Consider the following 22,705-nt stretch of genomic DNA (forward strand, 5'->3'; position numbering starts at 1 on the left):
ACACGCGGGCCTTGTTGGCCCTCGCCGCTGCCGCGTTCAGGCGCACCCAGCGAGGTCGCCGCAGCATGGATAGAATGGCGCTATTTCCGCAGGAGCCGGCATGCGCACCATGAATGGATTGTCGATCGCAGCCATGGTGCTGATGTTGTCTGCCTGCCAGCGTTCCCCGGCAGACGTAACGGCCGTGGCCTACCAGGTGCTGGACGCGCAGGCCGGCGAGGGGTGCGCGGTCTGTCTTGTCCCGGCCCGCACGGCGTGCGGGGACGGGGCGGAGGCGGGAGAGCTGCGTTGGAACCTGCCTGCCGGGCTGGATGCCACCGGGGTGCGCATCCAGTTGCTTCGGACCGATGGAGAACGCACCGATCTTGCCGCCGGCAGTACCGCGGGTGCCGCGTCCTTCACTGAAGTCCTGCATGCAGGAGATCGCATCGAAGTGCTGGACGAAACGACTTCCCGGCAGTTGATGTACATCCAGCCGGCAGTGGATTCAGTCTGCCCGCCAGAAGGCTGAATCATTCATTTTTTCGAGGCGTCGTCCGCGGGCGTGACGACTTCCATCGGACCGGTGGGGGCAGCGATCGCCTCCATGGAGTAACGGCTCAGCATCTCGGCCGAGTAGGCGTTGAGATGATGGTCGCGCAGCAGCGTGATCGAGCGGATGCGTTCCCCGTTTTCTGCCTCGCATATGACCAGCGTCGGTGCGCACGCGGCCAGCTTGGCCTGGGGATTGGAACCCAGCAGGATCATCTGTCGTCCGAGGTTGTTGCCGTACACCTGCACGTAGGGAGCGTCACTCCAGGTCACTCTGCTAAGAGGCAGCTGGGCGGCGATCAGGGCAAGCAGGCCGATCGAGACGAGGCCCTTCTGCACAAGACCCCATGTGCGCCAGTTGCTGCCAGCCGACAGAAGTGCGATGGCGACCGTGCCCAGCTGGTACAGCATCAGGTAACGTTGCTGGGAGGCGTAGCCGGGCCCGAACATGGACACGCGCGTGATGACGATGCCTGCCACTGCACCGTAACAGAACAGCATCAGCACGACGGCCAGAAACTGGGTGTTGTTCCATCGATCACGGACGGCGCGCCACCAGAACCATGCATGCGAAGCGATGACCACGGCACCGAGCACCAGGTGTAGCAACTCGCCGCGGCCGGGGAAGTGCAGCTGCAGCGGCGGCAGGTCGGACACCGACAGGGCAGCGATCGTCAGCATCATCCGCGCAATCGGATCAACGCCCATGTCGAGGAGCGCGCTCACTCCTTGCCCCCCAGTGGCCAGGACGGGCAGCCCCGAGTGCAGATACAGGCTGCTGGCCAGCTTGTAGGCCACGATCCAGCCGGCCACGATGACGACAGCGATTGCCGTCGGGCGCAGGGTCGTGCCGCGCTGCTTCTTCTCACGAAGCAGCAGTGCGCAGATGACGCTGATCGCGCAGATGACTGCGGTCCCGTCCTGGGTGAATGCAACGAGGGCGGCAACGGTAACCAAAGGCCACCATCGCTTCTTCTCCACGCCTGTCCACGCCGCCACCGCCAGGGCCGTAGCGGCCAGCGGCCCCAGATAGCCCAGGGTCACCAGTGACCAGTTGAACACCATCCCCCCGCTAAGGGACACGAAGCTGGCCGCGCTCGCGACTGCAGGCAGCAGCCACCAGATCCCGGGCCTGTTGCCGCGATTGTCCATCGCCATGACATGCAACATCAGCAACCATGCGGTAGCTGCAATCGCGAGCCCCATGTAGGACTCGATGACGAAGTCCAGATTGAACGCCTCTGCATTCCAGAGCAGCAGGAGCTTCTGTACGGGCTGGGCGTGGTCGTCGGCACTTCGCTTGACATAGAAGTCCTGCAGCGACAGCCCTGCGTGATAGTGCTTCTGCAGGAACGCATCGACGAAGTACCAACCATCCGAGGTGACAAACGGAATGCCGGCGTAGGAGATGTAGGCAGCAGCATTGATGAAGGCAGGCATTGCCAACAGCAGTACGGTCAGCGTACGCCAGTTGATCCAGGCGTCCAGGACAGGAGTACGGCTCTGCATGGTCAACCCATCAGTACACGGTCAGCCGCCGCCAGGATCGCATCCAAGTGCTGCTCCACGCCGATCCACAGTGGCATGCGTACCAAGCGCTCGCTGAGCTCATCGGTGACCTGCATCGACGAACCCGCGCGGCCATGGCTGAGGCCCGCCGGCGACGAATGCAGGGGGATGTAATGGAAAACGGCCTGCACGCCCTGTTCGCGCAGAGACTGGATGAAGTGGGTACGCGCATCCAGTGACGGCAGCAGCATGTAGTACATATGCGCGTTGTGGGTGGTGTGCGCCGGAATGGTTGGTCGTACCAGGCGACCTGCAGCCTCATGCGGTGCTGCCCAGGCGTGATAGCGGTCCCAGATGGCCAGGCGACGCGCAGTGATGTCTTCGGCAGCATCCATCTGCGCGGCCAGGAAGGCAGCGGTGATCTCGCCGGGGAGGAAGGAAGAGCCCACATCCACCCAGGTGTACTTGTCGACCTGCCCACGGAAAAAGCGGCTGCGGTTGGTGCCCTTCTCACGGATGATCTCGGCACGTTCGGCGTGGGTGTGGTCGCGGCACAGCAGCGCACCACCTTCGCCGGAAATGATGTTCTTGGTCTCGTGGAAGCTCAGCGCGCCGAGGTCGCCGATGGTGCCCAGCGGGCGCCCCTTGTAGGTGGACATGATGCCTTGCGCAGCGTCTTCGACCACGGCCAGGCCGTGCCGGGAGGCGATGGCGAGAATCTCGTCCATTTCGCAAGCCACACCGGCGTAGTGCACTACGCAGATGGCCTTGGTGCGAGGCGTGATTGCCGCTTCGATCAGGGTCTCGTCGATGTTCAGCGTGTCGGCGCGGATGTCCACGAACACCGGCACCGCGCCACGAAGCACGAAGGCATTGGAGGTCGAGACAAACGTGTAGGACGGCATGATCACTTCGTCGCCGTCTTCCAGATCCAGCAGCAGAGCCGCCATTTCCAATGCGGCTGTGCACGAGTGGGTCAGCAGCGAAGCACTGGCACCGGTGCGCGCGTTGAGCCAGGCGTGGCACTGCTTGGTGAACGGGCCGTCGCCACTGAGATGGCCATTGGCGTGGGCGTGGGTGATGTTGACCAGCTCCTGGCCGGTCATGTACGGCTTGTTGAACGGAATCACTGTTGCTCCTGAACGTGACTGGGCCGCAGCTCAGCGCACGCATTCCATGATGTAGTGGGTATAGGGTACGTAGAGCATATCGCCCCTGACCCGGCCCGATACCGTCGAAAATTCGGCTTCGGCCAAGGCCCGATAGGCGTCGGGGGTGCGGATGCTCTGCCCGCGGTCACGCGCGATCAACGCGTGCGCGATGGCTGATTGGCCTTCGACATAGGTACCGTCAAGGGAGATGAAGCGGCCACCGGGCTTGAGCGCAGCGCGCGCTGTACGCATCAGTGCGCGGGCGCGGTCGTCGTCGAGGTGGTGGAGAATGCCGATGGCCAGTACCAGATCGGCCTGCTGCTGCTCGCCACCGGCCAGCTGGTAGTCGGCCACGTCCATGCACTCGAAGCGTGCACGTCCATCAAAGCGCTGGCGGGCTGCCTGGATGTAGGCTTCGGAGAGATCGAAGCCGACGTAATGCAGGCCGTCGGGCATCTGGCTGAAAAGCTCACCCGTGCCGCAGCCGATGTCCAGAATCCGGTCACCGGCACGCGGCCGTATGTGATCGCGGATCAGCCGGGCGCGGGAGCGGCGGGCCCCCAACAGGTTCTGCAGCAGGTCGTAGACCGCTGGGTGTGATAGCACTGCGTGCAACCCATCGGTCTTCTGCGACATGGTTCAGGCTCCGGAGCGAGACAGGACGATGACGCCCAGGATGATCAAGGCGGTGCCGGCGATCTTATGCGAGTCGAAGGACTCGCGGAAGAGCCATACCGCAAGGGTTGCCACCAGCGGGAAACTCAATGCTGTGAAGGGATAGGCCTTGCTCAGCGGCATCCGGCCGATGGCCGCCATCCAGCACAGCGAAGCGCCGAAAGCCGCTGCGAAGGCGCTGATCACCCAGGGATTGAGCAGCAGGGTGATGACCGCGCGCGGGTTCAGGCCGTCTATGGTCGCCCCGGGATTGAGGCTGACCTGCCACTTCAGCATGAGCTGGCCGTAGACGGTCAGCAGGATGGTCAGGGCAATGAAAACGTAGCTCATCGGATCAGGTCGCAGGCAGGGTGATCTTGCGGGTAAGCACATCGAGCAGGTCGGTGCCGTCCCAGACCGGATGGAAGTCCAGGGCGCGGCCGAATGGTACGACGCGGTCGATGGCACGATTGCGGAGGCCGCACAGGAAGCCGCGCAGGTCCGACGTCGTGAAGCCATGCTGGACAAGTGTCTGGTCGCGGTCGTCGAGCTGTGGCGCCAACGCATCCAGCGTGGGTAGCTCGATCTCCACCACCAGGCCGTGGCCAGACTGGATCTCGCGGATCGCACCATCGGCACGCGAGGCTTCCAGGCGCAGCGGATACAGGCCGATGGCATCGGCGGAATGCACGCCATGCCCGGTGGCCGCCAGCAGGTTGGCATCGGTCACCCGGGCCATCAGCGCTGCGGGCTCGTCGTCCAGGCTGGAGGCCTGGGCGCGTACCATCGGCCAGAAACGAGCCTTGGCCGCTGCGGTCTCTGCCTCATCACCAACCCAGTACAGGGTGCGCGGCGAAGAGCAGGCCTGCTGGCCGAACCAGAGCACGTCGTTGCAGAAGCGGTGGGCCAGTTCCTGAAGATCGGCATCGTTGGCTCCGACCAGCGTGGCTGCGCGCATGACCGCCACGCCGAACCGGTCCGGGAAGGCCAGCTCGAGAGCCAGTGGCGCGATCGGCAGTGAACGGATCTTGGCGACCGTTGCGTCGCCGCCCCAGATGATACGCGCATGGCAGTGACGGGAGATGGCCGTGGTGATCGCATCGTCATGCGGATACGTCAGCAGTACTGCGCGTTCCAGCACCTGCGGATGCAGGCCTTCATGCTGCATGTCGTGCAGGATCGAGACCAGCGCATCGCGCTGGGTGCTCTGCTTCTGCGACAGGCGGGCCACATTGGTGTTGCCTGACAGCACCGACATCAGCCAGGCGTACGCGAACAGGACATCCACGTTGGCCGGAGCAAGATGGAAGACCAGGCCACGTGCCAGATCCAGCTCGGTCGCCCGTGTGCCGGTCCGCTGCGACAGCTGGTTGACGGCTGCGCCGCGGAACCAGTGGCCCAGTGTGGCCAGCTCGGGATGCTGGCGCAGCTGCGGCAGGGTGAACACGCGACGGGAGAAATCCGCCACGAACTCGCGCAGTGGCGCGCTGAACGGCAACAGGGGAGGCAGCGCCGCCAAGCGCTCCAGTTCGGCGTCCAGCGAGGCGTCGGGGTGGATGGAGAAGAGCAGTCTGGTCATGCGTTGGGTACCGTGCGGGTGTCGCTGCAACCGCGGATTTCCACGTTCTTGATGCGGCCGAGTACGGCGAAGTACTTGCCGGGACGGCCGCACGCGCAGTCGTCCTCACCATGGATCACGCCGAGGTCTTCGGTGAGCAGGCTGTGGCCCGGATAGCTTTCCGGCAACAGGCTCAGGACCTGGATCGCGCCGGTGGTGCCATGCGGCACCGGCGCCAGATCCTGCAGGTCGCGCACGATCACATCGGCGTAGGCCGGGGCGTGCAGATGCCCATGCTCGCATTCGAAGAAGATCGAGCCGACCTGCTCGACCATGCCGTAGTAGTTGTGGACGCGTTCGATGCTGAAGGTTTCCGACAGTGCGGCCTTGTAGGCGGCGTTGTCGACCTTCTGCTCGTCCATCTTCTTCCAGCCACCGCCGTGGACCAGCATGCTGCCGGCCGGGAAACGGATCTGCCTGCCCGCCTGGCGCGCGGCCTGCACGAACGATTGCCAGACAATGAAGGTGAAGCCGAACAGCAGTACGGGTTCATCGGGATGGGTCTGCAGCCATTGCTGCAGCGCATCCCAGTCAGGCTGCAGATCTTCGTCCAGCAGATACAGATGGTCACGGCCGAAATTGGAGAAGCCGAGGATGCCTGCGGCGCGCGCGTTGAAGCGGCTGCGATCACGCAGGAAGCTGGAGTCGTCGACCACCAGCATGCGCAGGCGCCTGCTACCCGCGAAATGGGAGAAGATGCGGGTCAGTGCGCGGGTCTGCGCGCGCGCGGTGTCGGCATCGAGGAAGATGCGGGAAACCGCAGCGCCGGTGGTGCCACTGGACACCAGTGTGCGCGACACCTTGTCGTCGTCGATGCTCTTGAGGTCCAGCAGCTTGAACATGCGTACCGGCAGCCACGGTACCTGTTCCAGGCTGGCCGCGTCGTCGGCCGGCCACAGGCCGTCGAGGATGCCGGCATACGGCGCGCACCGCGCTTGATGGTGGCGGGTCAGGCGATTGAGGCCGTCCAGCAGCCAGGCACGCTTCTGGCTGCGGTCCAGGCCGAAGACATCGACATCCAGGGCAGCGGCCGCGTTGGCAGCCGGCGTGGCAGGCAGGGTCACCTTGCAGCTCCTTGTCCGGCCATCTGCCGGAGACTCTGGTAATCCACCTTGCCGCTGGCCATCAGGGGCAGCGCATCCAGGTGGAGGGTACGGACGTGGCCACCGAACAGCTTGTAGCGTTCCTGCACCAGCTGGCGTACCTGCGCCTGCTCGGCGACCTGGGCACCGTGGCTGAAGGCCACCAGATCGTCATCGCTGCCCGAGCATACGATCTGCTGTCTCAGCACTGCCGACAGCATGGCCTCGACTTCGTCGAGGTTGACCCGGTTGCCGGAGATCTTCAGGAAGCGCTTGGCGCGCCCGGTGATGTAATGGAAACCGTCCTCGTCGACGCGGGCCAGGTCGCCGGTGTGCAGCACTCCCTTCAGCTCGTCACCCTTGGCCAGGTCGGCACGCGTGGTGGCATAGCCCATCATCACGTTCGGGCCGGAATAGACCAGTTCGCCGCTCGCGGCATCCACTTCCATGCGGCCTCCAGGAACCGGCACGCCGATGCTGCCGACCTTGTTGATGATGCGTGCAGCCGGAACATAGCTGATGCGCGGAGAGGCCTCTGTCTGGCCGTACATCACGAAGAACTCCAGGCCATGGGCCTGGCTGGATTCGGCGAAATGGGCGACCAGCTCATCGCGCAGGCGACCACCGGCCTGGGTCAGCATGCGCAGGCTGGGCAGCTGCAGGCGGGCCAGGCCCATGCGCCGCAGTATCTCGAAGGTGGCCGGAACGCCGGACAACGAGGTGATGCCATGGCGACGGGCGCTGTCCCAGAACTCGCGGGTCATCAGGCTGTCATCGCTCAGCACCACTGAGCCGCCAGCGGCAAGGTGGCTGTTGAGGATCGACATGCCGAACGAGTAAGCAAGCGGCAGCGTAGTGATCGCACGATCATCGGCACGCAGGCCCAGGTACTGGACAATGGCATTGGCATTGGTGTCCAGGCCCGTAGCGGACAATCGCACCAGTTTTGACGAGCCGGTACTGCCGGAGGTGCTCAGCAGCAGCGCCAGATCGGCGTGCGGTACCTCGTTGGCCAGGCCAGCGCCGCGCAGATGCAAGGCCAGCGCCTGGCCCTGGTGCACGGTCTGGTAGCCATCCGGCGCCGGAACCGCGGCGGCGACCCAGTCAGGCTGGTAATGCGCCACCAGCGCCGCCAGCAGCTCCGGATCGGTGTCGGGTTGCAGCAGCAACGGAACCTGACGCCCGCTGCGCAGAGCGCCCAGGTAAAGCGCCACGGCCTCGGTATGGCTGGGCATGCACAGCAAACCCATGCCGCGTCTTTCGGGCAGCCGCGCGGCGTGCTGGTCGGAAAGGCGGGCCAGCGACGCGAAGTCCAGCGTCTGCCCGCCATCGATCAGCGCGATCCGCGACCCGTGTTGTTCAAGGTTCCAGAACGGCATTCAGACCACCATTTGTCCGTCGATGCCAATTACCTGCCCGGTGACATAGGCGGAAGCATCACTGAGCAGGAAGCCAACCAGTTCGGCCACCTCTGCAGGGGTGCCGGCGCGCCCCATCGCAATGGACGCGACACGCTTGGCGTGCGCGGCCTCCGGCATGCCACGCGTCATGTCGGTATCGATGAAACCCGGCGAGACCGCGTTGACGCGGATGCCGCGTGGGGCCAGTTCCTTCGAGGCCGAGCGGGTGGCGCCGACCAGTGCAGCCTTGCTGGCAGCGTACAGGCTGAGCCCGGCGGCACCATTGACACCCATGATCGAGACCAGATTGACGACGCTGCCCTTGCCGGCACGCGCCATCAGCCGCGAGGCGTACTGCATCGCCATCAGCGGTGCTTTGACGTTGACAGCCAGGACCTGGTCGATGTCCTCGGAACGGATCATGCCGAGCAGGCCCTCGTGCAGCACACCTGCATTGTTGACCAGCCCGTCCAGCCGGCCGAAGCGGGCGAAGATCTGCTTGAACAGCCCCGCGATGGCATCGGCGTCGGTCAGGTCGAGCGCGGCACAGAGCGCAGCCGGCGCACCCAGCGCCTGGATCTGTGCATCCAGCCCCGCCAGTGCCTCTTCATCGCGGGCCACCAGTACCAGCTGCGCCTGCCGCGAGGCCTGCTGCAGGGCGATCTCGCGACCGATGCCGCGCGATGCTCCGGTGACCAGGATGACGGGTGCGGCGCCGGCCATGCTCAAACGGCTGCGCCGTGCTTGCGCAGGATTTCGCGCGCTTTGCCCACCGAGCTCATGTCGATCACTTCATCCATGTCGATCATCACGCCAAAGGCTTCTTCCAGTGCGGCGACCACCGACATATGGGCGATCGAATCCCACTGCGGGATGGTGTTGTAACGCAGATCGTCGCTCACGCTGTCGGCGGCGATGCCCAGCACGCGGGCGAATACGGCAACGACCTGATCTTCGGTAACGGTATCGTTCATAGGAATTTCCTGAACCCAAACAGGGTGCTGTTGAAGTGGAAGCCAAGCCGGGCATACAGATTGATGATGCCCGTATTCGCGGCGGAAACGAGGGTCGTACAGTGCGGGATGCCACGCGCGCCCAACGACTCGAGCGCGGTGATCCACAACGGGAGGGCCAGCATGGCGTAAGGGCCTGAAGCGCCGGTCAACAGCAGTTCGCAGTTGCTGCGGTCTGCAGCAACACGTTCGGCATGGAAGCCGATGACGCGGCCGCGCGATTCGGCCACGTAGGCCAGGCCCCCGGTGACCATGTCTTCGATCCAGTTGGCGGTGCGTACCGCGGCCCGCTGAGGATCGATGGCGGGATCTTCCAGGAAGCGGCCGTGCGCGAAGTCGGTGGCGGCAATCTGCCGCAGCTCGGCCACATCGCCAGCGGTCGCGGGACGCAGCGTCGGCAGCATGCCGCGCGGAACCTGGGGCAGGTTGGCGAAGCCGCTGCGCGAAACGGTCAATGAGGTCTCAACGAAGGCGAATCCGTGCTGGAGCAGGACCGCCTTGGCCACCGGTTGTGTGGCATCGATGCGGCCGAACAGGTAGCGCACCGAGTGGGTGGCGCACCAACGCTCGAGTTCGACCAGCAATGGCGCTGCATGTGCCAAGGTGGCGACGTCCAGTACGGTCACCTCTGCGGTGACGAAGCCCAGGGCGCGCTCGTCCCAGGGGGTCAGGCGCGCGGTGATCCGTCCTTCGCCGTTGTCGATGTGCAGGTTCATCGGGCTTCCTGTGCATCGTTCACCGCATCGGCGACGATGTAGTAAGGCCGCTTCTGCACGTTGCGGAACACCTGGCCCACATACAGGCCGACCACGCCCAGGCAGAACATCACCAGGCCGCCGATCAGCCACACCGAGCCGATGATGGAGGTGTAGCCGGCTACTTCGATGTCGCCATCCCACCAGCGCAGCAGGCTCATGGCCACCAGTACGAAGGCCACCAGCGAACAGGCGATGCCGGTGCCGGCGACCATGCGCAGCGGTTTTTCCGAATAGCCCAGCGCGATGTTGGTGGACAGGGCCAGCAGCTTGCGCAGGGTGTACGAGGTTTCACCCTCGGCGCGGGCCTGGTGCTGTACGGGCAGCTTGCCGGTGCGGAAACCGGCCCACTTGACCATCAGCGGGAACGAGCGGTCGCGTTCGGGCATCTGGCAGACTGCTTGGATGACCTTGCGGTGGTAGATGCCGAAATTGGCGGTGCTGGGATCCTGCGGAACTCCGGTCAGCCAGCCGAGCACGCTGAAGAAGGCCCAGGAGGAAAAGCGCTTCAGCGGCGCATCCTGGCGCTCGACGCGTTGGGCGAAAACGACATCAAGCTGTTCGTCGTTGGCCTTGCGGTACAGCGCCGGAATCTCCGCTGGCACGTCCTGCAGGTCGCAGTCCATTACCACGGTCCAGCGGCCGGCCGCATGTTCGATGCCTGCAGAAATGGCCGAATGCTGTCCGAAGTTGCGCGAAAGGCGAAGCCCGCGCAGCCAGGGGCGGGTCGCGGCCAGTTCGGTGATGCGAGGCCAGGCCCCGTCCGGGCTGGCGTCATCGACCAGGATCATTTCGAATTCCACGCCCAGTGTCGCCACCGCTGCCTGTACTTGGTCGACCAGGTCTTCCAGGCAGCCCTTGCAGCCATAGACCGGCGCCACCACCGAAATCTCCGGGCGGAGTTCCTTGTCTGGCCCGATCAACACTGAGTGCGACGTCGCATCTGTCATGGCGTACTGAAGTCCCTTGCGCGCCCTGCCTCGGCACATGAATGGCACCGCATCGCCCAGCTGCGGGGGTATGAGGGCGCGCGTGCCCCAGCATTCCGACCGCGCGACGATCAGTGCCGGCAGTCGCCAATTATAGCTTCACCGACTGGTTCCACGCGGGCCGCGCGCTGCCCCTGCCAACTCAGTGTATCGCCGTGGTGTGTTCAGCGGCGACACAGCTCGTTGGGTGGTCGTGCGGGCCGGGATTCGATGCTGCCGATCGCCCGATCGCCCGATCGCCCGATGGCCGCCACCGCATTTACAAATAGGGTCATGAACTGCAGGCTTCGTTCATGATTGTAGCAATCCCGTGAAATCATCTGTCCCTCAAGCAAGAAGCCCCCGGCAAAGCAGTCGCTTCAGCCGGGGGCCTGACTTTCAACAGCAGGTATTCGTGCGTTGCTCAGCCCAGTGCCGCTTCCAGCTCCGGCAGGATCGCAAACAGATCCCCCACCAGGCCGATATCGGCAATCTCGAAGATCGGCGCGTCGCCGTCCTTGTTGATCGCGACAATCGTGCCAGCATCCTTGATGCCGGTCAGGTGCTGGATCGCACCACTGATGCCAACGGCCACGTACAGTTCCGGCGCGATGATCTTGCCGGTCTGGCCGACCTGCAGGTCGCTGGGCACGTAGCCGGCGTCAACGGCGGCACGCGAGGCACCGACGGCAGCACCGAGCTTGTCGGCCAGCTGGAAGATGACCTTGAAGTTCTCTTCCGAACCGACACCACGGCCACCGGAGACCACGCGCTTGGCGCTCTGCAGGTCCGGACGGTCGCTGGCACCGGCGGCCAGGCCGACGAAGCGGGTGTGGGTCGGCAGGGCAGCGTCGACGCTTGCTGCTTCAACGGCGGCATTGCCACCCTGGGCGGCTTCCGGCCACGAGGCGGCACGCACGGTGGCGACCACGATCTGGTCGGCCGGCGCTTCCACGGTGATGATCGCGTTGCCGGCGTAGATCGGGCGCTTGAAGCTGTGGCTGCCTTCAACGCTCATCAGGTCGGAGACCTGGTTGACGCCGAGCAGGGCGGCCACGCACGGCATCAGGTCCTTGCCGAAGGTGGTCGACGGGCCGAATACGTGGGTGTAGCCCTTGGCCAGCTGTGCGATCTGCGGCGCCAGCACCTGGGCGATGGCCTGCGCGTTGGCCGCGTTGGCGACGGTCAGGACCTTGGCGACCCCAGCGATCTTCGCGGCTTCAGCGGCCACGGCGGCCGGGTCGGCAGCCAGCACCAGCACGTCGATGCTGGCACCGCTGATGGCGGCGGCGGCGCTGACGGTCTTGGCGGTGGCGGCATTGAGCTTGCCGTCGTGGTGCTCGGCGATGACGAGAATCCTGCTCATTACAGCAACCCCTTCTGCTTGAGTGCGGCAACCAGTTCGGCCGCGTCCTTGACCATCACACCCTTGCTGCGCTTGGACGGCGCGGCGTACTGGGTGGTCTTGAAGGTGTCGGCGGCTTCAACGCCGAGGTCGGCCAGCTGCAGGGTCTCCAGCGGCTTGGCCTTGGCCTTCATGATGTCCGGCAGCTTGATGAAGCGCGGTTCGTTCAGGCGCAGATCGGTGGTGACCACGGCCGGCAGATCCACTTCCAGCGTTTCCAGGCCGGCATCGACTTCACGGGTCACCGTGGCCTTGCCATCGGCAATCTCCAGCTTGCTGGCGAAGGTCGCCTGCGGGCGGCCCCACAGCGTGGCCAGCATCTGGCCAGTCTGGTTGGCGTCGTCGTCGATGGCCTGCTTGCCGAGGATCACCAGATCCGGCTGCTCCTTTTCGATCAGCTTGAGCAGGGTGCGCGACGCGGTCAGCGGCTGGATGGCCTGGTCGGTGACGACGTGGATGGCACGGTTGGCGCCCATGGCCAGGCCGTTGCGCAGGTGCGCCTGAGCGTCGGCCGGGGCGATGGTGGCAACCACGACTTCGCTGGCGATGCCCTTGTCGCGCAGGCGCAGGGCTTCTTCCAGGGCGATTTCATCGAAGGGGTTGGGGGACAGCTTGACGCCGTCGGTGACCACGCCGGAACCGTCCGGCTTGACCTGAATGCGGACGTTGTAGTCCACCACGCGCTTGTACGCGACGAGGATTTTCATCTGGTACGGGGTCCTTCAATAACGGGGAGAACGTCCGGTCCTGGAGCAGCAACCGGTTCGGGGGTGGGACCCCGATTCTAGCTGGCTTGAGGTGACCATGCGAATGCGTATGGTTATGTTGCGGCGCCGCAAAAAATGCACCCCGCGAGCGCGTGTTCACGTCACGCAGGCGGTCGTGAAGGCCATCGGGATGTATCCTGTCACGCTGCGCTGGGGCGCCCGTGGGCGCTCCTTGGATGAATTTCGATCAGGAGAACAGGTAGTGCCCACATGGCTTGTCACCGGCGGCGCCGGATTCATTGGCGGTAACTTCGTTCTCGAGGCCGTCGCGCGCGGCGTCAAGGTCATCAACCTCGATGTGCTGACCTACGCCGGCAACCTGAAGACCCTGTCCAGCCTTGATGGCAACCCGAACCACCTGTTTGTCCAAGGCGACATCGGCGACCGCGAACTGGTCGCCCGACTGCTGGCCGAGCATCAGCCGGATGCCGTGGTGAACTTCGCCGCCGAAAGCCACGTTGACCGCTCCATCGATGGTCCCGGCGCCTTCATCCAGACCAATGTTGTGGGCACCCTGGGCCTGCTGGAAGCGGTCCGCGACTACTGGAAGGCGCTGCCGGCCGAACAGGGCGCGGCGTTCCGTTTCCTGCACGTGTCCACCGACGAGGTGTACGGCACGCTGGGTGAGACCGGCAAATTCAGTGAAACGACCCAGTACGCGCCCAATTCGCCGTACTCGGCGTCCAAGGCTGCGTCGGATCACCTGGTACGTGCGTTCCACCACACCTATGGGCTGCCGGTGCTGACCACCAACTGTTCGAACAATTACGGCCCCTACCACTTCCCCGAGAAGCTGATCCCGCTGGTGATCGCCAAGGCGCTGGCCGGCGAGCCGCTGCCGGTGTACGGCGACGGCAAGCAGGTGCGCGACTGGCTGTTCGTGTCCGACCACTGCGAGGCGATCCGCACCGTGCTGGCCAAGGGCCAGGTCGGCGAGACCTACAACGTCGGCGGGAACTCGGAAAAGCAGAACATCGAAGTGGTGCAGGCCATCTGCGCGCTGCTCGATGCGCGCCGCCCGCGTGAGGATGGCCTGCCGCGCAGCAGCCAGATCACCTACGTCACCGACCGCCCGGGCCATGACCGCCGTTACGCGATCGATGCGTCGAAGCTGAAGAACGACCTGGGCTGGGAACCGGCCTACACCTTCGAGCAGGGCATCGCCTTCACCGTCGACTGGTACCTGGACAACCAGAACTGGGTCAACGGCGTGCTCGACGGCAGCTACCGCCTGCAGCGCATCGGCACTGCGGCCTGAACCCAGGAGACACCATGACCCAGCGCAAGGGCATCATTCTCGCCGGCGGCTCCGGCACCCGGCTGTATCCGATCACCAAGGGCGTCAGCAAGCAGCTGCTGCCGGTATACGACAAGCCGATGATCTACTACCCGCTCAGCGTGCTGATGCTGGCGGGCATCCGTGAAGTGCTGATCATCAACACCCCGCACGAGCAGGCCCTGTTCCAGCAGCTGCTGGGTGACGGCTCGCAGTGGGGCATGGACATCCAGTACGCGGTGCAGCCCAGCCCCGATGGCCTGGCCCAGGCCTACCTGATCGGCCGCGACTTCGTGGCCGGCAAGCCGAGCTGCCTGGTGCTGGGCGACAACATCTTCCACGGCCACGGCCTGCGCGAAGTGCTCAAGCGCGCCGACGAGCGCGTGGATGGCTCGACCGTGTTCGGCTACTGGGTCAATGATCCAGAACGTTACGGCGTGGCCGAGTTCGACACCAGCGGCAAGGTCATCGACCTGGTGGAGAAGCCGGAGAACCCGCGCTCGAACTATGCGGTGACCGGCCTGTATTTCTACGACGGCAACGCCAGCGATTACGCGGCCGAACTTAAGCCGTCGCCGCGTGGCGAACTGGAGATCACCGATCTCAACAAGCGCTACCTGGCCCAGGGCAACCTGCACCTGGAAGCGCTCGGCCGTGGCTATGCCTGGCTGGATACCGGCACCCACCAGTCGCTGCTGGAAGCCTCCAACTTCATCGAGACCATCCAGACCCGCCAGGGCCTGCAGGTGTGCTGCCCGGAAGAAATTGCCTTCGGCAAGGGCTGGATCAGCGCCGAACAGCTGGAAGCGTTGGCTGCACCGCTGATCAAGAATGGCTACGGCCAGTACCTGCACAAGCTCGCCCTGCGTGGAGTCGTTCCGTGAAAGTGATTGAAACCAAGCTTCCCGGCTGCAAGATCATCGAGCCGGCCGTGTTTGGCGATGCGCGTGGCTATTTCTTCGAAACCTGGAATGCCGAGCGCTTCGCTGCGCTGGGCCTGCCGGACCGTTTCGTGCAGAGCAACGTATCGACGTCCGCACAGGGCGTGCTGCGTGGCCTGCATTACCAGTGGCCGCGCCCGCAGGGCAAGCTGGTCAGCGTGCTGGAGGGCGAGGTCTATGACGTCGCCGTGGACATCCGTCGTGGCTCGCCGACCTTCGGCCAGTGGGAAGCGGTGGTGCTGAGTGCGGAAAACAGGAAGCAGTTCTGGATTCCGGAAGGCTTCGCGCATGGGTTTGCCGTGCTCTCCGAACGTGCGCTGTTCAGCTACCTGTGCACCGATGTCTACGTCAAGGAGGCGGATGCGGGTATCCGCTGGAACGATGCTGATATCGCGGTGGACTGGCCGGTCAGCGCACCGACCTTGTCGGCCAAGGACGAGAACGCGCCGTTCCTGAAGGACATCGCTGAAGATCGTCTGCCGGTCTACGTGCCATGACCGTTCTGGTGTTCGGCGGCAATGGCCAGGTCGGCCAGGAGCTGCTGCGCGCGCTGACGCTGCTGGGTGAAGTGGTTGCCACCACCCGCAGTGGTCAGCTGCCTGATGGCAGCGCCTGCGAGGTGGCTGATTTCGGCCAGCCTGACACTCTGCCGGCCCTTCTGGATCGTCTCCAGCCGTCGGTAGTGGTGAACGCGGCCGCCTACACGGCGGTCGATCGCGCCGAGCAGGATGCCGAGGCCGCCTTCGCTGCCAACACGCAGGCGCCGGGCGTGATCGCGCGCTGGTGTGCGGCGCACGGCGTGCCCTTCGTGCATTACTCCACCGACTACGTGTTCGATGGCCAGGGCAGCGCGCCCTACCGCGAAGACGAGCCGACCGCGCCATTGGGTGTGTATGGCGCCAGCAAGCGTGATGGCGAAGAGGCCGTGCGCGCTGCCGGTGGCCGCCATCTGATCTTCCGCACGGCGTGGGTGTACGCCTCGCATGGCGCCAATTTCCTGCGCACGATGCTGCGGGTGGGTGCCGAGCGCGACCAGTTGCGTGTGGTAGCCGATCAGATCGGCACGCCGACACCGGCTGCGCTGATCGCTGATGTCACCGCGCAGGCACTGCAGCATCCGGGGCAGCTGTCCGGCACCTGGCATCTGACGGCCAGCGGCCAGACCAGTTGGCACGGGTTCGCCGAGGCGATCTTCGCCGAAGCGCTGGCGACCGGCGTGTTGGCGAAGGTGCCGACCGTCGAGGCGATTCCCAGTGCCGAATACCCGACCCCGGCCAAGCGTCCGGCCTGGTCGGTGCTGGACAACCGCAAGCTGCAGCAGGATTTCGGCATCGTGCTGCCGACATGGCAGGACGGCCTCAAGCGGGTGATGGCGGAGATTGCCTGACCCGGTAGGCGACGTGCCGACCAACGGTCGGCACCCGCCGCAGGGCGTCGGATCAACTACGCCCGTACGTGTCCTCGAAACGCACGATGTCATCCTCCCCCAGGTAACTGCCGGACTGCACCTCGATCAGCTCCAGCGGCAGCTTGCCCGGGTTTCGCAGGCGATGGGTCACGCCCAGCGGGATGTACGTGCTCTGGTTCTCGCTGAGCAGGATCACCTCGTCGCCGCGGGTCACCTCGGCGGTGCCGCTGACCACGATCCAGTGCTCGGCGCGATGGTGATGCATCTGCAGGCTGAGCGTACCGCCGGGCTTGACGGTGATGCGCTTGACCTGGAAACGCTCGCCGTTGTCGATCGAATCGTAGGCGCCCCACGGGCGGTAGACCTTGCGATGCCAGGTGGCCTCGCTGCGACCGTCGGCCTTCAGCTGCGCCACTACGGTCTTGACCTCCTGCATGCGGTCGGCCTTGCCGACCAGCACCGCATCGTCGGTCTCGACCACGATCACGTCATCCAGGCCGACCAGTGCCACCAGGCGCTGTGCATAGGCATAGGTGTTGCGGCAGTCGATCGCGATCACGTCGCCCTGGTGCGCATTGCCATCGCCATCCTGATGCGAGACATCGCGCAGTGCGGTCCACGAACCGACGTCGTTCCAGCCGGCATCCAGCGGAATCACCACGGCGTCTTCGGTTTTTTCCATCACGGCATAGTCGATGGAATCGGAGGGAACGGTGGCGAACGCCTCCTTGTCGAGGCGGGTGAAATCCGAATCGCGACGGGCCTGCTGCCAGGCCTGGCGGCTGCTGGCCAGCATGTCGGGCTGGAAGCGCTCCAGTTCCTGCAGGTAGCGCGAGGCCTTGAACAGGAACATGCCGCTGTTCCAGTAGTACTGGCCGCTGGCCACATAGCCGGTGGCGGTGTCCAGGTCGGGCTTTTCGACGAAACGCTCGACCGCACGCAGGCCCTGCCCATTGGCGGCCTTGATATAGCCGTAGCCGGTCTCCGGACCGGTCGGCACGATGCCGAAGGTCACCAGCTTGCCGGCCTCGGCAGCGCTGGCTGCAGCCTGCACGACTGCACGGAACGCAGCCTCATCGGTGATTACATGGTCCGAGGGCAGCACCAGCAGCAGCGCATCGGCACCGTCACGGGTGGCCTCCAGGGCTGCGACCGCAATCGCCGGCGCCGTATTGCGGCCAACCGGTTCCAGGATGATGGCAGCCGGCTCGGCGCCGACCTGCTGCAGCTGTTCGGCAGCGACGAAGCGGTGTTCTTCGTTGGCGATCACCAACGGGCCGTGGGTGGCAATGGGCGCGACGCGCTGCCAGGTGGCCTGCAGCATCGTCAGTTCGCCTGCCAGCGGCAGGAACTGCTTCGGATACGCCTCGCGCGACAGTGGCCACAGGCGGGTGCCGGAACCACCGGACAGGATGACGGGCTGGATGTTGCTCATGATCTTCCTTGATTACTGCTGGATAAGGCGGGAGATTTCGTCGGTGCGCGCCTGCATCAGCGCTGCGTCGCCGCGGGCTTCAACGTTCAGGCGCAGCAGCGGCTCGGTGTTGGAACTGCGCAGGTTGAAGCGCCAGTCGCCGAAATCGGCGCTGATGCCATCGGTATGGTCCAGCGCGGGCGACCGCGCGGCGAAGTGCTCCATCACGCGGGCCACGGCGGCCTTGGCATCGGCCACCTTGAAGTTGATCTCGCCGCTGCAGGGATAGGCCGCCATGCGGTCTTCGACCCAGTCGGCCAGCGAGCGGCCGCTCTCGGAGATCAGCTGCGCGATCAGCAGCCACGGGATCATGCCGGAGTCGGCATAGGCGAATTCGCGGAAGTAGTGGTGGGCGCTCATCTCGCCGCCGTACACCGCATCTTCGGCGCGCATCTTTTCCTTGATGAAAGCGTGGCCGCTCTTGCACAGCACCGGCACGCCGCCTGCCTGTTCAACCATTTCCACGGTGTTCCAGACCAGCCGCGGGTCATGCACGATCTTGCCGCCGGGATTGCGTGCCAGGATGGCCTTGGCCAGCAGGCCGACCAGATAGTAGCCCTCGATGAAGCGGCCGGTATGGTCGAAGAAGAAGCAGCGGTCGAAGTCACCGTCCCAGGCAATGCCGAAGTCGGCGCCGTGTTCGCGCACCGCATTGGCGGTGGCGGCGCGGTTTTCCGGCAGCAGCGGGTTGGGAATGCCATTGGGGAAGCTGCCATCGGGTTCGTGGCAGATGCGGATGAACTCGAACGGCAGGTGCGGTGCCAGCAGGTCGACGATGGCGCCCGCACCACCGTTGCCGGCATTGACCACCAGCTTCAGCGGCTTGAGCTTGGCGGCGTCGACGTAGCTCAGCAGATGCTGGATATAGGCGCTCTTGTCATGCTGGGCGGTCTGCCCGGCGCGTGGCGGCTGGGCCTCGGACGTATCGACGGCGACCGCATCGGAGATCGCGAACAGGCCGGTATCGGAGCTGATCGGGCGCGCGTTCTCCTTGACCAGCTTCATCCCGTTGTAGTCCATCGGGTTGTGGCTGGCGGTCACCATCACACCGCCGGCTGCGCCGAGGTGATCGGTCTGGAAGTAGACCTCTTCGGTACCGCACAGACCGATGTCGATCACCTCACGGCCGGTACCACGCAGGCCTGCGGCCAGTGCATCCTGCAGCGCCGGGCTGGTCAGGCGCACATCGTGGCCGAGGACCACCGGGCCGGGAGCGAGCTGCGCAGCCAGGGCGACGCCGATGCGGCGCGCCAGGTCTTCGTTCAGTTCTTCCGGCACGCGGCCGCGGATATCGTAGGCCTTGAAGGCGGGCAGGGGCATCGATCAGATCCTTTGTGAGCTCAGCCCTCAATTGTAGTCCCAGTCCCGTTTGGGAATCGTTTCCATCGGAGAACGCCACCTGACTGGCGCCACGGATCAGGCCTGCGGCGATCGTCGGCCTGGCCGGCGGGTGCGCTTGGCCGGCAGGCCCGGCAACGGCGCCAGCAGCGCCTGGACGTCTTCCTCACTGAAGCGTGGACCCGTGCTGCCGCCGCCTTCCAGAATCGATTCCGCCAGCAGGGCCTTGCGTTCCTGCAGCTCGGCAATCCGTTCTTCGATGCTGCCTGCGGCGATCAGCCGGTAGACGAACACCGGCTGCTGCTGGCCGATGCGATGGGCGCGGTCACTGGCCTGGTTTTCGGCCGCCGGGTTCCACCAGGGATCGAAGTGGATGACGGTGTCTGCAGCAGTCAGGTTCAACCCGACGCCACCCGCCTTCAGGCTGATCAGGAACACGGGTACCTCGCCCTGCATGAAACGCTGCACCGGCGTGGCCCGGTCCTGGGTGTCGCCGGTCAGCGTCACATAGGCCAGCCCGAGCTCCTCCAGCGCCTGCGCGATCAGCGCCAGCATGCCGGTGAACTGTGAGAACACCAGGATCCGCCGGCCTTCCTCGACCATCGACGGCAGCATGTCGCGCAGCAGCTCCAGCTTGGCCGAGCCGGCATTGCGTGCAGGGGCGTCGCCCGGCAGCAGGCGCGGATCGCAGCAGACCTGGCGCAGCTTCAGCAAGGCATCCAGCACCACGATATGGCTGCGCGCCAGCCCGCTGCCGCTGATGGCTTCGCGCACCTGCTTTTCCATCGCGGCACGCACGGTTTCATAGAGATCACGCTGGCCACCCTCCATCTCCACCGCGCGGGTAATGAGGGTCTTGGGCGGAAGCTCTGACGCGACCTGGTCCTTGCGCCGGCGCAGGATGAAGGGGCGCAGACGCTGCGCCAGCAACGTGGCGCGGCGGTGGTCGCTGCCGCGTTCGATCGGATGGCGCCAATGCTGGTTGAACTGTTTCTCGCTGCCGAGCAGGCCGGGCAGCAGGAAATCGAACTGCGTCCACAGTTCGCCCAGATGGTTTTCCAGCGGCGTACCGGTCAGGCACAGGCGATGGCGGGCCTGCAGCGTGCGCAGGGTGACCGCCGCACGCGATTTCGGATTCTTCACCTGCTGGGCCTCGTCGAGGATCAGCAGATGGTAGGCATGTGCCTGCAGCGCCTGCTCGTCGCGCCACAGCAGGGGATAAGTGGTCAGTACAAGATCGTGCTCGGGGATCGCCTCGAACAGCACCTCACGTGCCGGTCCGTGCAGGGTCAGTACGCGCAGGCCCGGGGTGAAGCGTGCCGCTTCGCTCTGCCAGTTGTGCAGCAGCGAGGTCGGCACCACCAGCAGCGCCGGCCGGTCCAGGCGGCCACTTTCCTTCTCGACCAGCAGATGCGCCAGTGTCTGCAGGGTCTTGCCCAGCCCCATGTCATCGGCCAGCACCCCGCCCAGCCCCTGCTGGCGCAGGTACTGCAGCCACGACAGGCCCTCCAGCTGGTAGGGACGCAGCGTTGCCACCAGCCCCGCTGGTGGCGGCACTTCGCCCAGTGCGGGTGCCTGCATCAGCCGCTGCACCAGCGCCTGGGTATCCTTGCGGCCCCGGAACTGCAGGCGCGCCGTGTCCTGCAGTGCCTGCAGGCGGCCACGGTCAAGCGCTGACAAGCGCAGCGGCGCGCCACGCTGGGCGAACAGGTCCGCCAACAGGGCCATGATCGGCTTCAGTCGTGCGGCCCGGAGTGCCAGGCGGGTGTTGTCGCCTGCCATCAACAGGACGTTCTCGTCGTCGCCGATGGCGTCCAGCTGGCCACGCATCCAGCGGGGATCGGACTGCAGCACCTGCTGCAGCAGCGGAACCATCGATACGTTGCGGCCTTCCACCTGGATGTCCAGACCCAGGTTGAACCAGCCCGCATCCGTCGGGTCCGCCTGGATGTCCAGGTCGATCTCATCCACCCGGGTGATGCGATGGCGGAAATCGTCGTCCGTCTCCACCTTCCAGCCCAAGGCTTCCAGGCGCGGCACATCGTCCAGCAGGAACCGTGTCCAGTCATGGGTGCGCAGCTGGAACTGCGGGCCAGCGCCGTCCAATGGCGCCCGCGGGTCCGTGTCGCGATGCAGTCCCACCGTGCGCAGCTCGGCCTCGCGCCGTGATTCCTCAGCCAGGTCACGGGGCAGAAGGGCGAGCTGGCCCTCCGGATCGAGTGCGAACAGGCTCGGATCATCCAGGAACCGCACGTGCTCGTCGTACTCGAAGGCCACGGTCGCGATATCGGCCCATTGCGACGGGTCGCGGCGGCCGAGCCACGCCGGCCGGAACTCAATCGTATGCAGGCGCAGCACGGGGATCATCGCGCTGATCTGCAGGGTGGGCAGTGTGTCGCTTGCACCGGGGCGCGGCAGGGCAGGGTCGATCTGTTGCAGCATCTGTGCGACCACCGCTTCTTCGTTGGGTAACAGATTGGGCAGGCTCAGGAAGGCGTCGGCGTCCTCGGCCCTGACATCCAGCAGCAGCGGACCGACCTCGCCGGTGACCGGGTCCAGATAGCACGCACTCCGGCCCAGGACCACGCCTCTGGCGCCGCCCTCCACGCTCAACGTGGGTTCCAGCAGCGTCGCGCCCTGCGTCATGCCAACGGTCCAGCCCAGTTCGCCGCGGCGTGGAGCTCCTGACCGGGCCGGCACGTCGCCGTGCGTACCGCAGGAGACCCAGCCATGGCCGCTGGAGACGATCAACTGCAGGGTGGCCGCGAAGTCGATCCATTCGTCCTTCGTTGCGGGCTGCCGCTGGGTGCGTAGCTGGATCATCACCGCCAGATCAGTCGGCGTGAGATAGGCCGGAGGATCCAGCAGCAGGTCCGCGGTGATATCCATCCACTTGCCCGTGCTGATCGCACCATCGGCCCCGTACTTGACGCGCCGGACCAGCACGGCGGGGTGGTGGTTGTAGGTGGACAGTTCGAAGATGACACCGTTCCGGCGTGGTTGGGCCGGCCGGATCCGCGCGCTCTGCCAACGCGAAAGCTCCGCCAGCAGTTCAGGACGCGGCGGTTGCGCCAGGTCCTGTTCGGTCAGGGGACTCTCGTCGTCCATGGCAAGCGAATCCAGCATGTACGAGACCAGCACCGCCGCCACATGCTTGCAGGTGCGGCCGACGGGGCAGGAACAGGCACTCTGCAGGCGGCTGCGCGCGGTGCGCGTACTGGCCGTCAGATCGATCTCCACGTAGTAGGGATGCCTGGCCGAACCCTGTACCTCGGCCGTCAGCAGGCCATCGCGAAGTTGCCGGTTGCGCACGCCACCCAGGCACTGCTCGCTTTTCTGCAGTGTCCATTCGTCGATCCAGCGGAACAGGTCTTCGTCTGTGAAGGTCGGCGTCATCGTAGATCGAGGGGCGTAG

21 protein-coding genes are annotated in these 22,705 nt (G+C 65.4%); 5 read left to right on the forward strand and 16 right to left on the reverse strand.

Annotation, left to right across the window (positions count from 1 at the left end):
* Nucleotides 1-100 precede the first annotated feature (100 nt).
* Entirely contained in the window at nt 101-511 is a 411-nt protein-coding gene (locus V3B64_RS12685) for a hypothetical protein (RefSeq protein ID WP_329914221.1), read from the forward strand.
* Nucleotides 512-516: 5 nt separating this feature from the next.
* Here the strand turns inward: V3B64_RS12685 and V3B64_RS12690 are convergent, their stop codons facing one another.
* From V3B64_RS12690 to V3B64_RS12750, 13 genes are all read right to left on the reverse strand, one after another.
* Nucleotides 517-2,040 carry a hypothetical protein gene (locus V3B64_RS12690; RefSeq protein WP_121504825.1) on the reverse strand — a complete coding sequence of 508 codons (1,524 nt, stop codon included), beginning with the start codon at nt 2,038-2,040 and terminating at the stop codon, nt 517-519.
* Nucleotides 2,041-2,042: 2 nt separating this feature from the next.
* Nucleotides 2,043-3,170, reverse strand: coding sequence for a dTDP-4-amino-4,6-dideoxygalactose transaminase (gene rffA, locus V3B64_RS12695; protein ID WP_121504826.1), 1,128 nt, complete (start codon nt 3,168-3,170; stop codon nt 2,043-2,045).
* Nucleotides 3,171-3,200: 30 nt separating this feature from the next.
* On the reverse strand, nt 3,201-3,827 hold the full coding sequence (locus tag V3B64_RS12700) for a class I SAM-dependent methyltransferase (protein ID WP_329914222.1): 627 nt from the start codon (nt 3,825-3,827) through the stop codon (nt 3,201-3,203).
* 3 nt (nt 3,828-3,830) lie between these two features.
* Nucleotides 3,831-4,196, reverse strand: coding sequence for an EamA family transporter (locus V3B64_RS12705; protein WP_010480655.1), 366 nt, complete (start codon nt 4,194-4,196; stop codon nt 3,831-3,833).
* 4 nt (nt 4,197-4,200) lie between these two features.
* Entirely contained in the window at nt 4,201-5,424 is a 1,224-nt protein-coding gene (locus V3B64_RS12710) for an acyl-CoA reductase (RefSeq protein ID WP_121504828.1), read from the reverse strand.
* A complete protein-coding gene (locus tag V3B64_RS12715) occupies nt 5,421-6,527 on the reverse strand; it encodes an acyl-protein synthetase (protein WP_121504829.1) in 1,107 nt (368 codons plus the stop codon). Before V3B64_RS12715 ends, V3B64_RS12710 begins: the two co-directional genes overlap by 4 nt.
* On the reverse strand, nt 6,524-7,924 hold the full coding sequence (locus V3B64_RS12720) for an AMP-binding protein (protein WP_121504830.1): 1,401 nt from the start codon (nt 7,922-7,924) through the stop codon (nt 6,524-6,526). The genes V3B64_RS12715 and V3B64_RS12720 overlap by 4 nt, the downstream gene beginning before the upstream one ends.
* Nucleotides 7,925-8,668, reverse strand: coding sequence for an SDR family NAD(P)-dependent oxidoreductase (locus V3B64_RS12725; protein ID WP_329914223.1), 744 nt, complete (start codon nt 8,666-8,668; stop codon nt 7,925-7,927).
* A 2-nt stretch (nt 8,669-8,670) separates the two neighbouring features.
* Nucleotides 8,671-8,919, reverse strand: coding sequence for an acyl carrier protein (locus V3B64_RS12730; RefSeq protein ID WP_010480664.1), 249 nt, complete (start codon nt 8,917-8,919; stop codon nt 8,671-8,673).
* Nucleotides 8,916-9,674 (reverse strand): hypothetical protein, encoded by a 759-nt coding sequence (locus V3B64_RS12735; RefSeq protein WP_121504832.1) that lies wholly within the window; start codon nt 9,672-9,674, stop codon nt 8,916-8,918. The genes V3B64_RS12730 and V3B64_RS12735 overlap by 4 nt, the downstream gene beginning before the upstream one ends.
* A complete protein-coding gene (locus V3B64_RS12740) occupies nt 9,671-10,663 on the reverse strand; it encodes a glycosyltransferase family 2 protein (protein ID WP_329914224.1) in 993 nt (330 codons plus the stop codon). Before V3B64_RS12740 ends, V3B64_RS12735 begins: the two co-directional genes overlap by 4 nt.
* 442 nt (nt 10,664-11,105) lie before the next feature.
* Nucleotides 11,106-12,047 (reverse strand): electron transfer flavoprotein subunit alpha/FixB family protein, encoded by a 942-nt coding sequence (locus V3B64_RS12745; RefSeq protein ID WP_121504834.1) that lies wholly within the window; start codon nt 12,045-12,047, stop codon nt 11,106-11,108.
* A complete protein-coding gene (locus V3B64_RS12750) occupies nt 12,047-12,793 on the reverse strand; it encodes an electron transfer flavoprotein subunit beta/FixA family protein (RefSeq protein ID WP_012509979.1) in 747 nt (248 codons plus the stop codon). The genes V3B64_RS12745 and V3B64_RS12750 overlap by 1 nt, the downstream gene beginning before the upstream one ends.
* A 262-nt stretch (nt 12,794-13,055) precedes the next feature.
* Here V3B64_RS12750 and rfbB point away from each other — a divergent pair, with 262 nt between their 5' ends.
* The 4 genes from rfbB to rfbD are packed head-to-tail and all read left to right on the forward strand — an operon-like array spanning nt 13,056 to nt 16,457.
* Complete coding sequence (rfbB, locus tag V3B64_RS12755) at nt 13,056-14,111, forward strand: dTDP-glucose 4,6-dehydratase (protein WP_121504836.1); 1,056 nt, start codon at nt 13,056-13,058, stop codon at nt 14,109-14,111.
* Between the two features lie 14 nt (nt 14,112-14,125).
* A complete protein-coding gene (rfbA, locus tag V3B64_RS12760) occupies nt 14,126-15,013 on the forward strand; it encodes a glucose-1-phosphate thymidylyltransferase RfbA (RefSeq protein WP_100437837.1) in 888 nt (295 codons plus the stop codon).
* Entirely contained in the window at nt 15,010-15,567 is a 558-nt protein-coding gene (rfbC, locus tag V3B64_RS12765) for a dTDP-4-dehydrorhamnose 3,5-epimerase (RefSeq protein WP_100437838.1), read from the forward strand. Before rfbA ends, rfbC begins: the two co-directional genes overlap by 4 nt.
* Nucleotides 15,564-16,457: a dTDP-4-dehydrorhamnose reductase gene (gene rfbD, locus V3B64_RS12770; RefSeq protein WP_329914225.1), complete on the forward strand. Its 894-nt coding sequence runs from the start codon at nt 15,564-15,566 to the stop codon at nt 16,455-16,457. Before rfbC ends, rfbD begins: the two co-directional genes overlap by 4 nt.
* Nucleotides 16,458-16,509: 52 nt before the next feature.
* Here the strand turns inward: rfbD and V3B64_RS12775 are convergent, their stop codons facing one another.
* The 3 genes from V3B64_RS12775 to V3B64_RS12785 all read right to left on the reverse strand — a co-directional run bounded on the left by V3B64_RS12775 (nt 16,510) and on the right by V3B64_RS12785 (nt 22,686).
* The gene (locus tag V3B64_RS12775) at nt 16,510-17,913 is read right to left on the reverse strand and encodes a mannose-1-phosphate guanylyltransferase/mannose-6-phosphate isomerase (protein ID WP_032127990.1); all 1,404 of its coding nucleotides are present in this window, start codon (nt 17,911-17,913) and stop codon (nt 16,510-16,512) included.
* 12 nt (nt 17,914-17,925) lie between these two features.
* Nucleotides 17,926-19,272, reverse strand: coding sequence for a phosphomannomutase/phosphoglucomutase (locus tag V3B64_RS12780; protein ID WP_049398412.1), 1,347 nt, complete (start codon nt 19,270-19,272; stop codon nt 17,926-17,928).
* A 96-nt stretch (nt 19,273-19,368) separates the two neighbouring features.
* Nucleotides 19,369-22,686, reverse strand: a complete 3,318-nt coding sequence (locus V3B64_RS12785) for a DEAD/DEAH box helicase (RefSeq protein WP_329914226.1) — start codon at nt 22,684-22,686, stop codon at nt 19,369-19,371.
* Nucleotides 22,687-22,705 lie beyond the last annotated feature (19 nt).

The organism is Stenotrophomonas sp. SMYL86, assembly GCF_036320025.1.
Taxonomy (GTDB): Bacteria; Pseudomonadota; Gammaproteobacteria; order Xanthomonadales; family Xanthomonadaceae; genus Stenotrophomonas; species Stenotrophomonas maltophilia_A.

Bases quoted from the DNA above. Each gene is read 5' to 3' on its own strand.
- V3B64_RS12685 (WP_329914221.1), top strand. From the start codon at position 101: ATGCGCACCATGAATGGATTGTCGATCGCAGCCATGGTGCTGATGTTG.
- V3B64_RS12690 (WP_121504825.1), bottom strand. From the start codon at position 2,040: ATGCAGAGCCGTACTCCTGTCCTGGACGCCTGGATCAACTGGCGTACG.
- V3B64_RS12700 (WP_329914222.1), bottom strand. From the start codon at position 3,827: ATGTCGCAGAAGACCGATGGGTTGCACGCAGTGCTATCACACCCAGCG.
- V3B64_RS12705 (WP_010480655.1), bottom strand. From the start codon at position 4,196: ATGAGCTACGTTTTCATTGCCCTGACCATCCTGCTGACCGTCTACGGC.
- V3B64_RS12710 (WP_121504828.1), bottom strand. From the start codon at position 5,424: ATGACCAGACTGCTCTTCTCCATCCACCCCGACGCCTCGCTGGACGCC.
- V3B64_RS12720 (WP_121504830.1), bottom strand. From the start codon at position 7,924: ATGCCGTTCTGGAACCTTGAACAACACGGGTCGCGGATCGCGCTGATC.
- V3B64_RS12725 (WP_329914223.1), bottom strand. From the start codon at position 8,668: ATGGCCGGCGCCGCACCCGTCATCCTGGTCACCGGAGCATCGCGCGGC.
- V3B64_RS12730 (WP_010480664.1), bottom strand. From the start codon at position 8,919: ATGAACGATACCGTTACCGAAGATCAGGTCGTTGCCGTATTCGCCCGC.
- V3B64_RS12735 (WP_121504832.1), bottom strand. From the start codon at position 9,674: ATGAACCTGCACATCGACAACGGCGAAGGACGGATCACCGCGCGCCTG.
- V3B64_RS12740 (WP_329914224.1), bottom strand. From the start codon at position 10,663: ATGACAGATGCGACGTCGCACTCAGTGTTGATCGGGCCAGACAAGGAA.
- V3B64_RS12745 (WP_121504834.1), bottom strand. From the start codon at position 12,047: ATGAGCAGGATTCTCGTCATCGCCGAGCACCACGACGGCAAGCTCAAT.
- V3B64_RS12750 (WP_012509979.1), bottom strand. From the start codon at position 12,793: ATGAAAATCCTCGTCGCGTACAAGCGCGTGGTGGACTACAACGTCCGC.
- rfbA (WP_100437837.1), top strand. From the start codon at position 14,126: ATGACCCAGCGCAAGGGCATCATTCTCGCCGGCGGCTCCGGCACCCGG.
- rfbD (WP_329914225.1), top strand. From the start codon at position 15,564: ATGACCGTTCTGGTGTTCGGCGGCAATGGCCAGGTCGGCCAGGAGCTG.
- V3B64_RS12775 (WP_032127990.1), bottom strand. From the start codon at position 17,913: ATGAGCAACATCCAGCCCGTCATCCTGTCCGGTGGTTCCGGCACCCGC.
- V3B64_RS12780 (WP_049398412.1), bottom strand. From the start codon at position 19,272: ATGCCCCTGCCCGCCTTCAAGGCCTACGATATCCGCGGCCGCGTGCCG.
- V3B64_RS12785 (WP_329914226.1), bottom strand. From the start codon at position 22,686: ATGACGCCGACCTTCACAGACGAAGACCTGTTCCGCTGGATCGACGAA.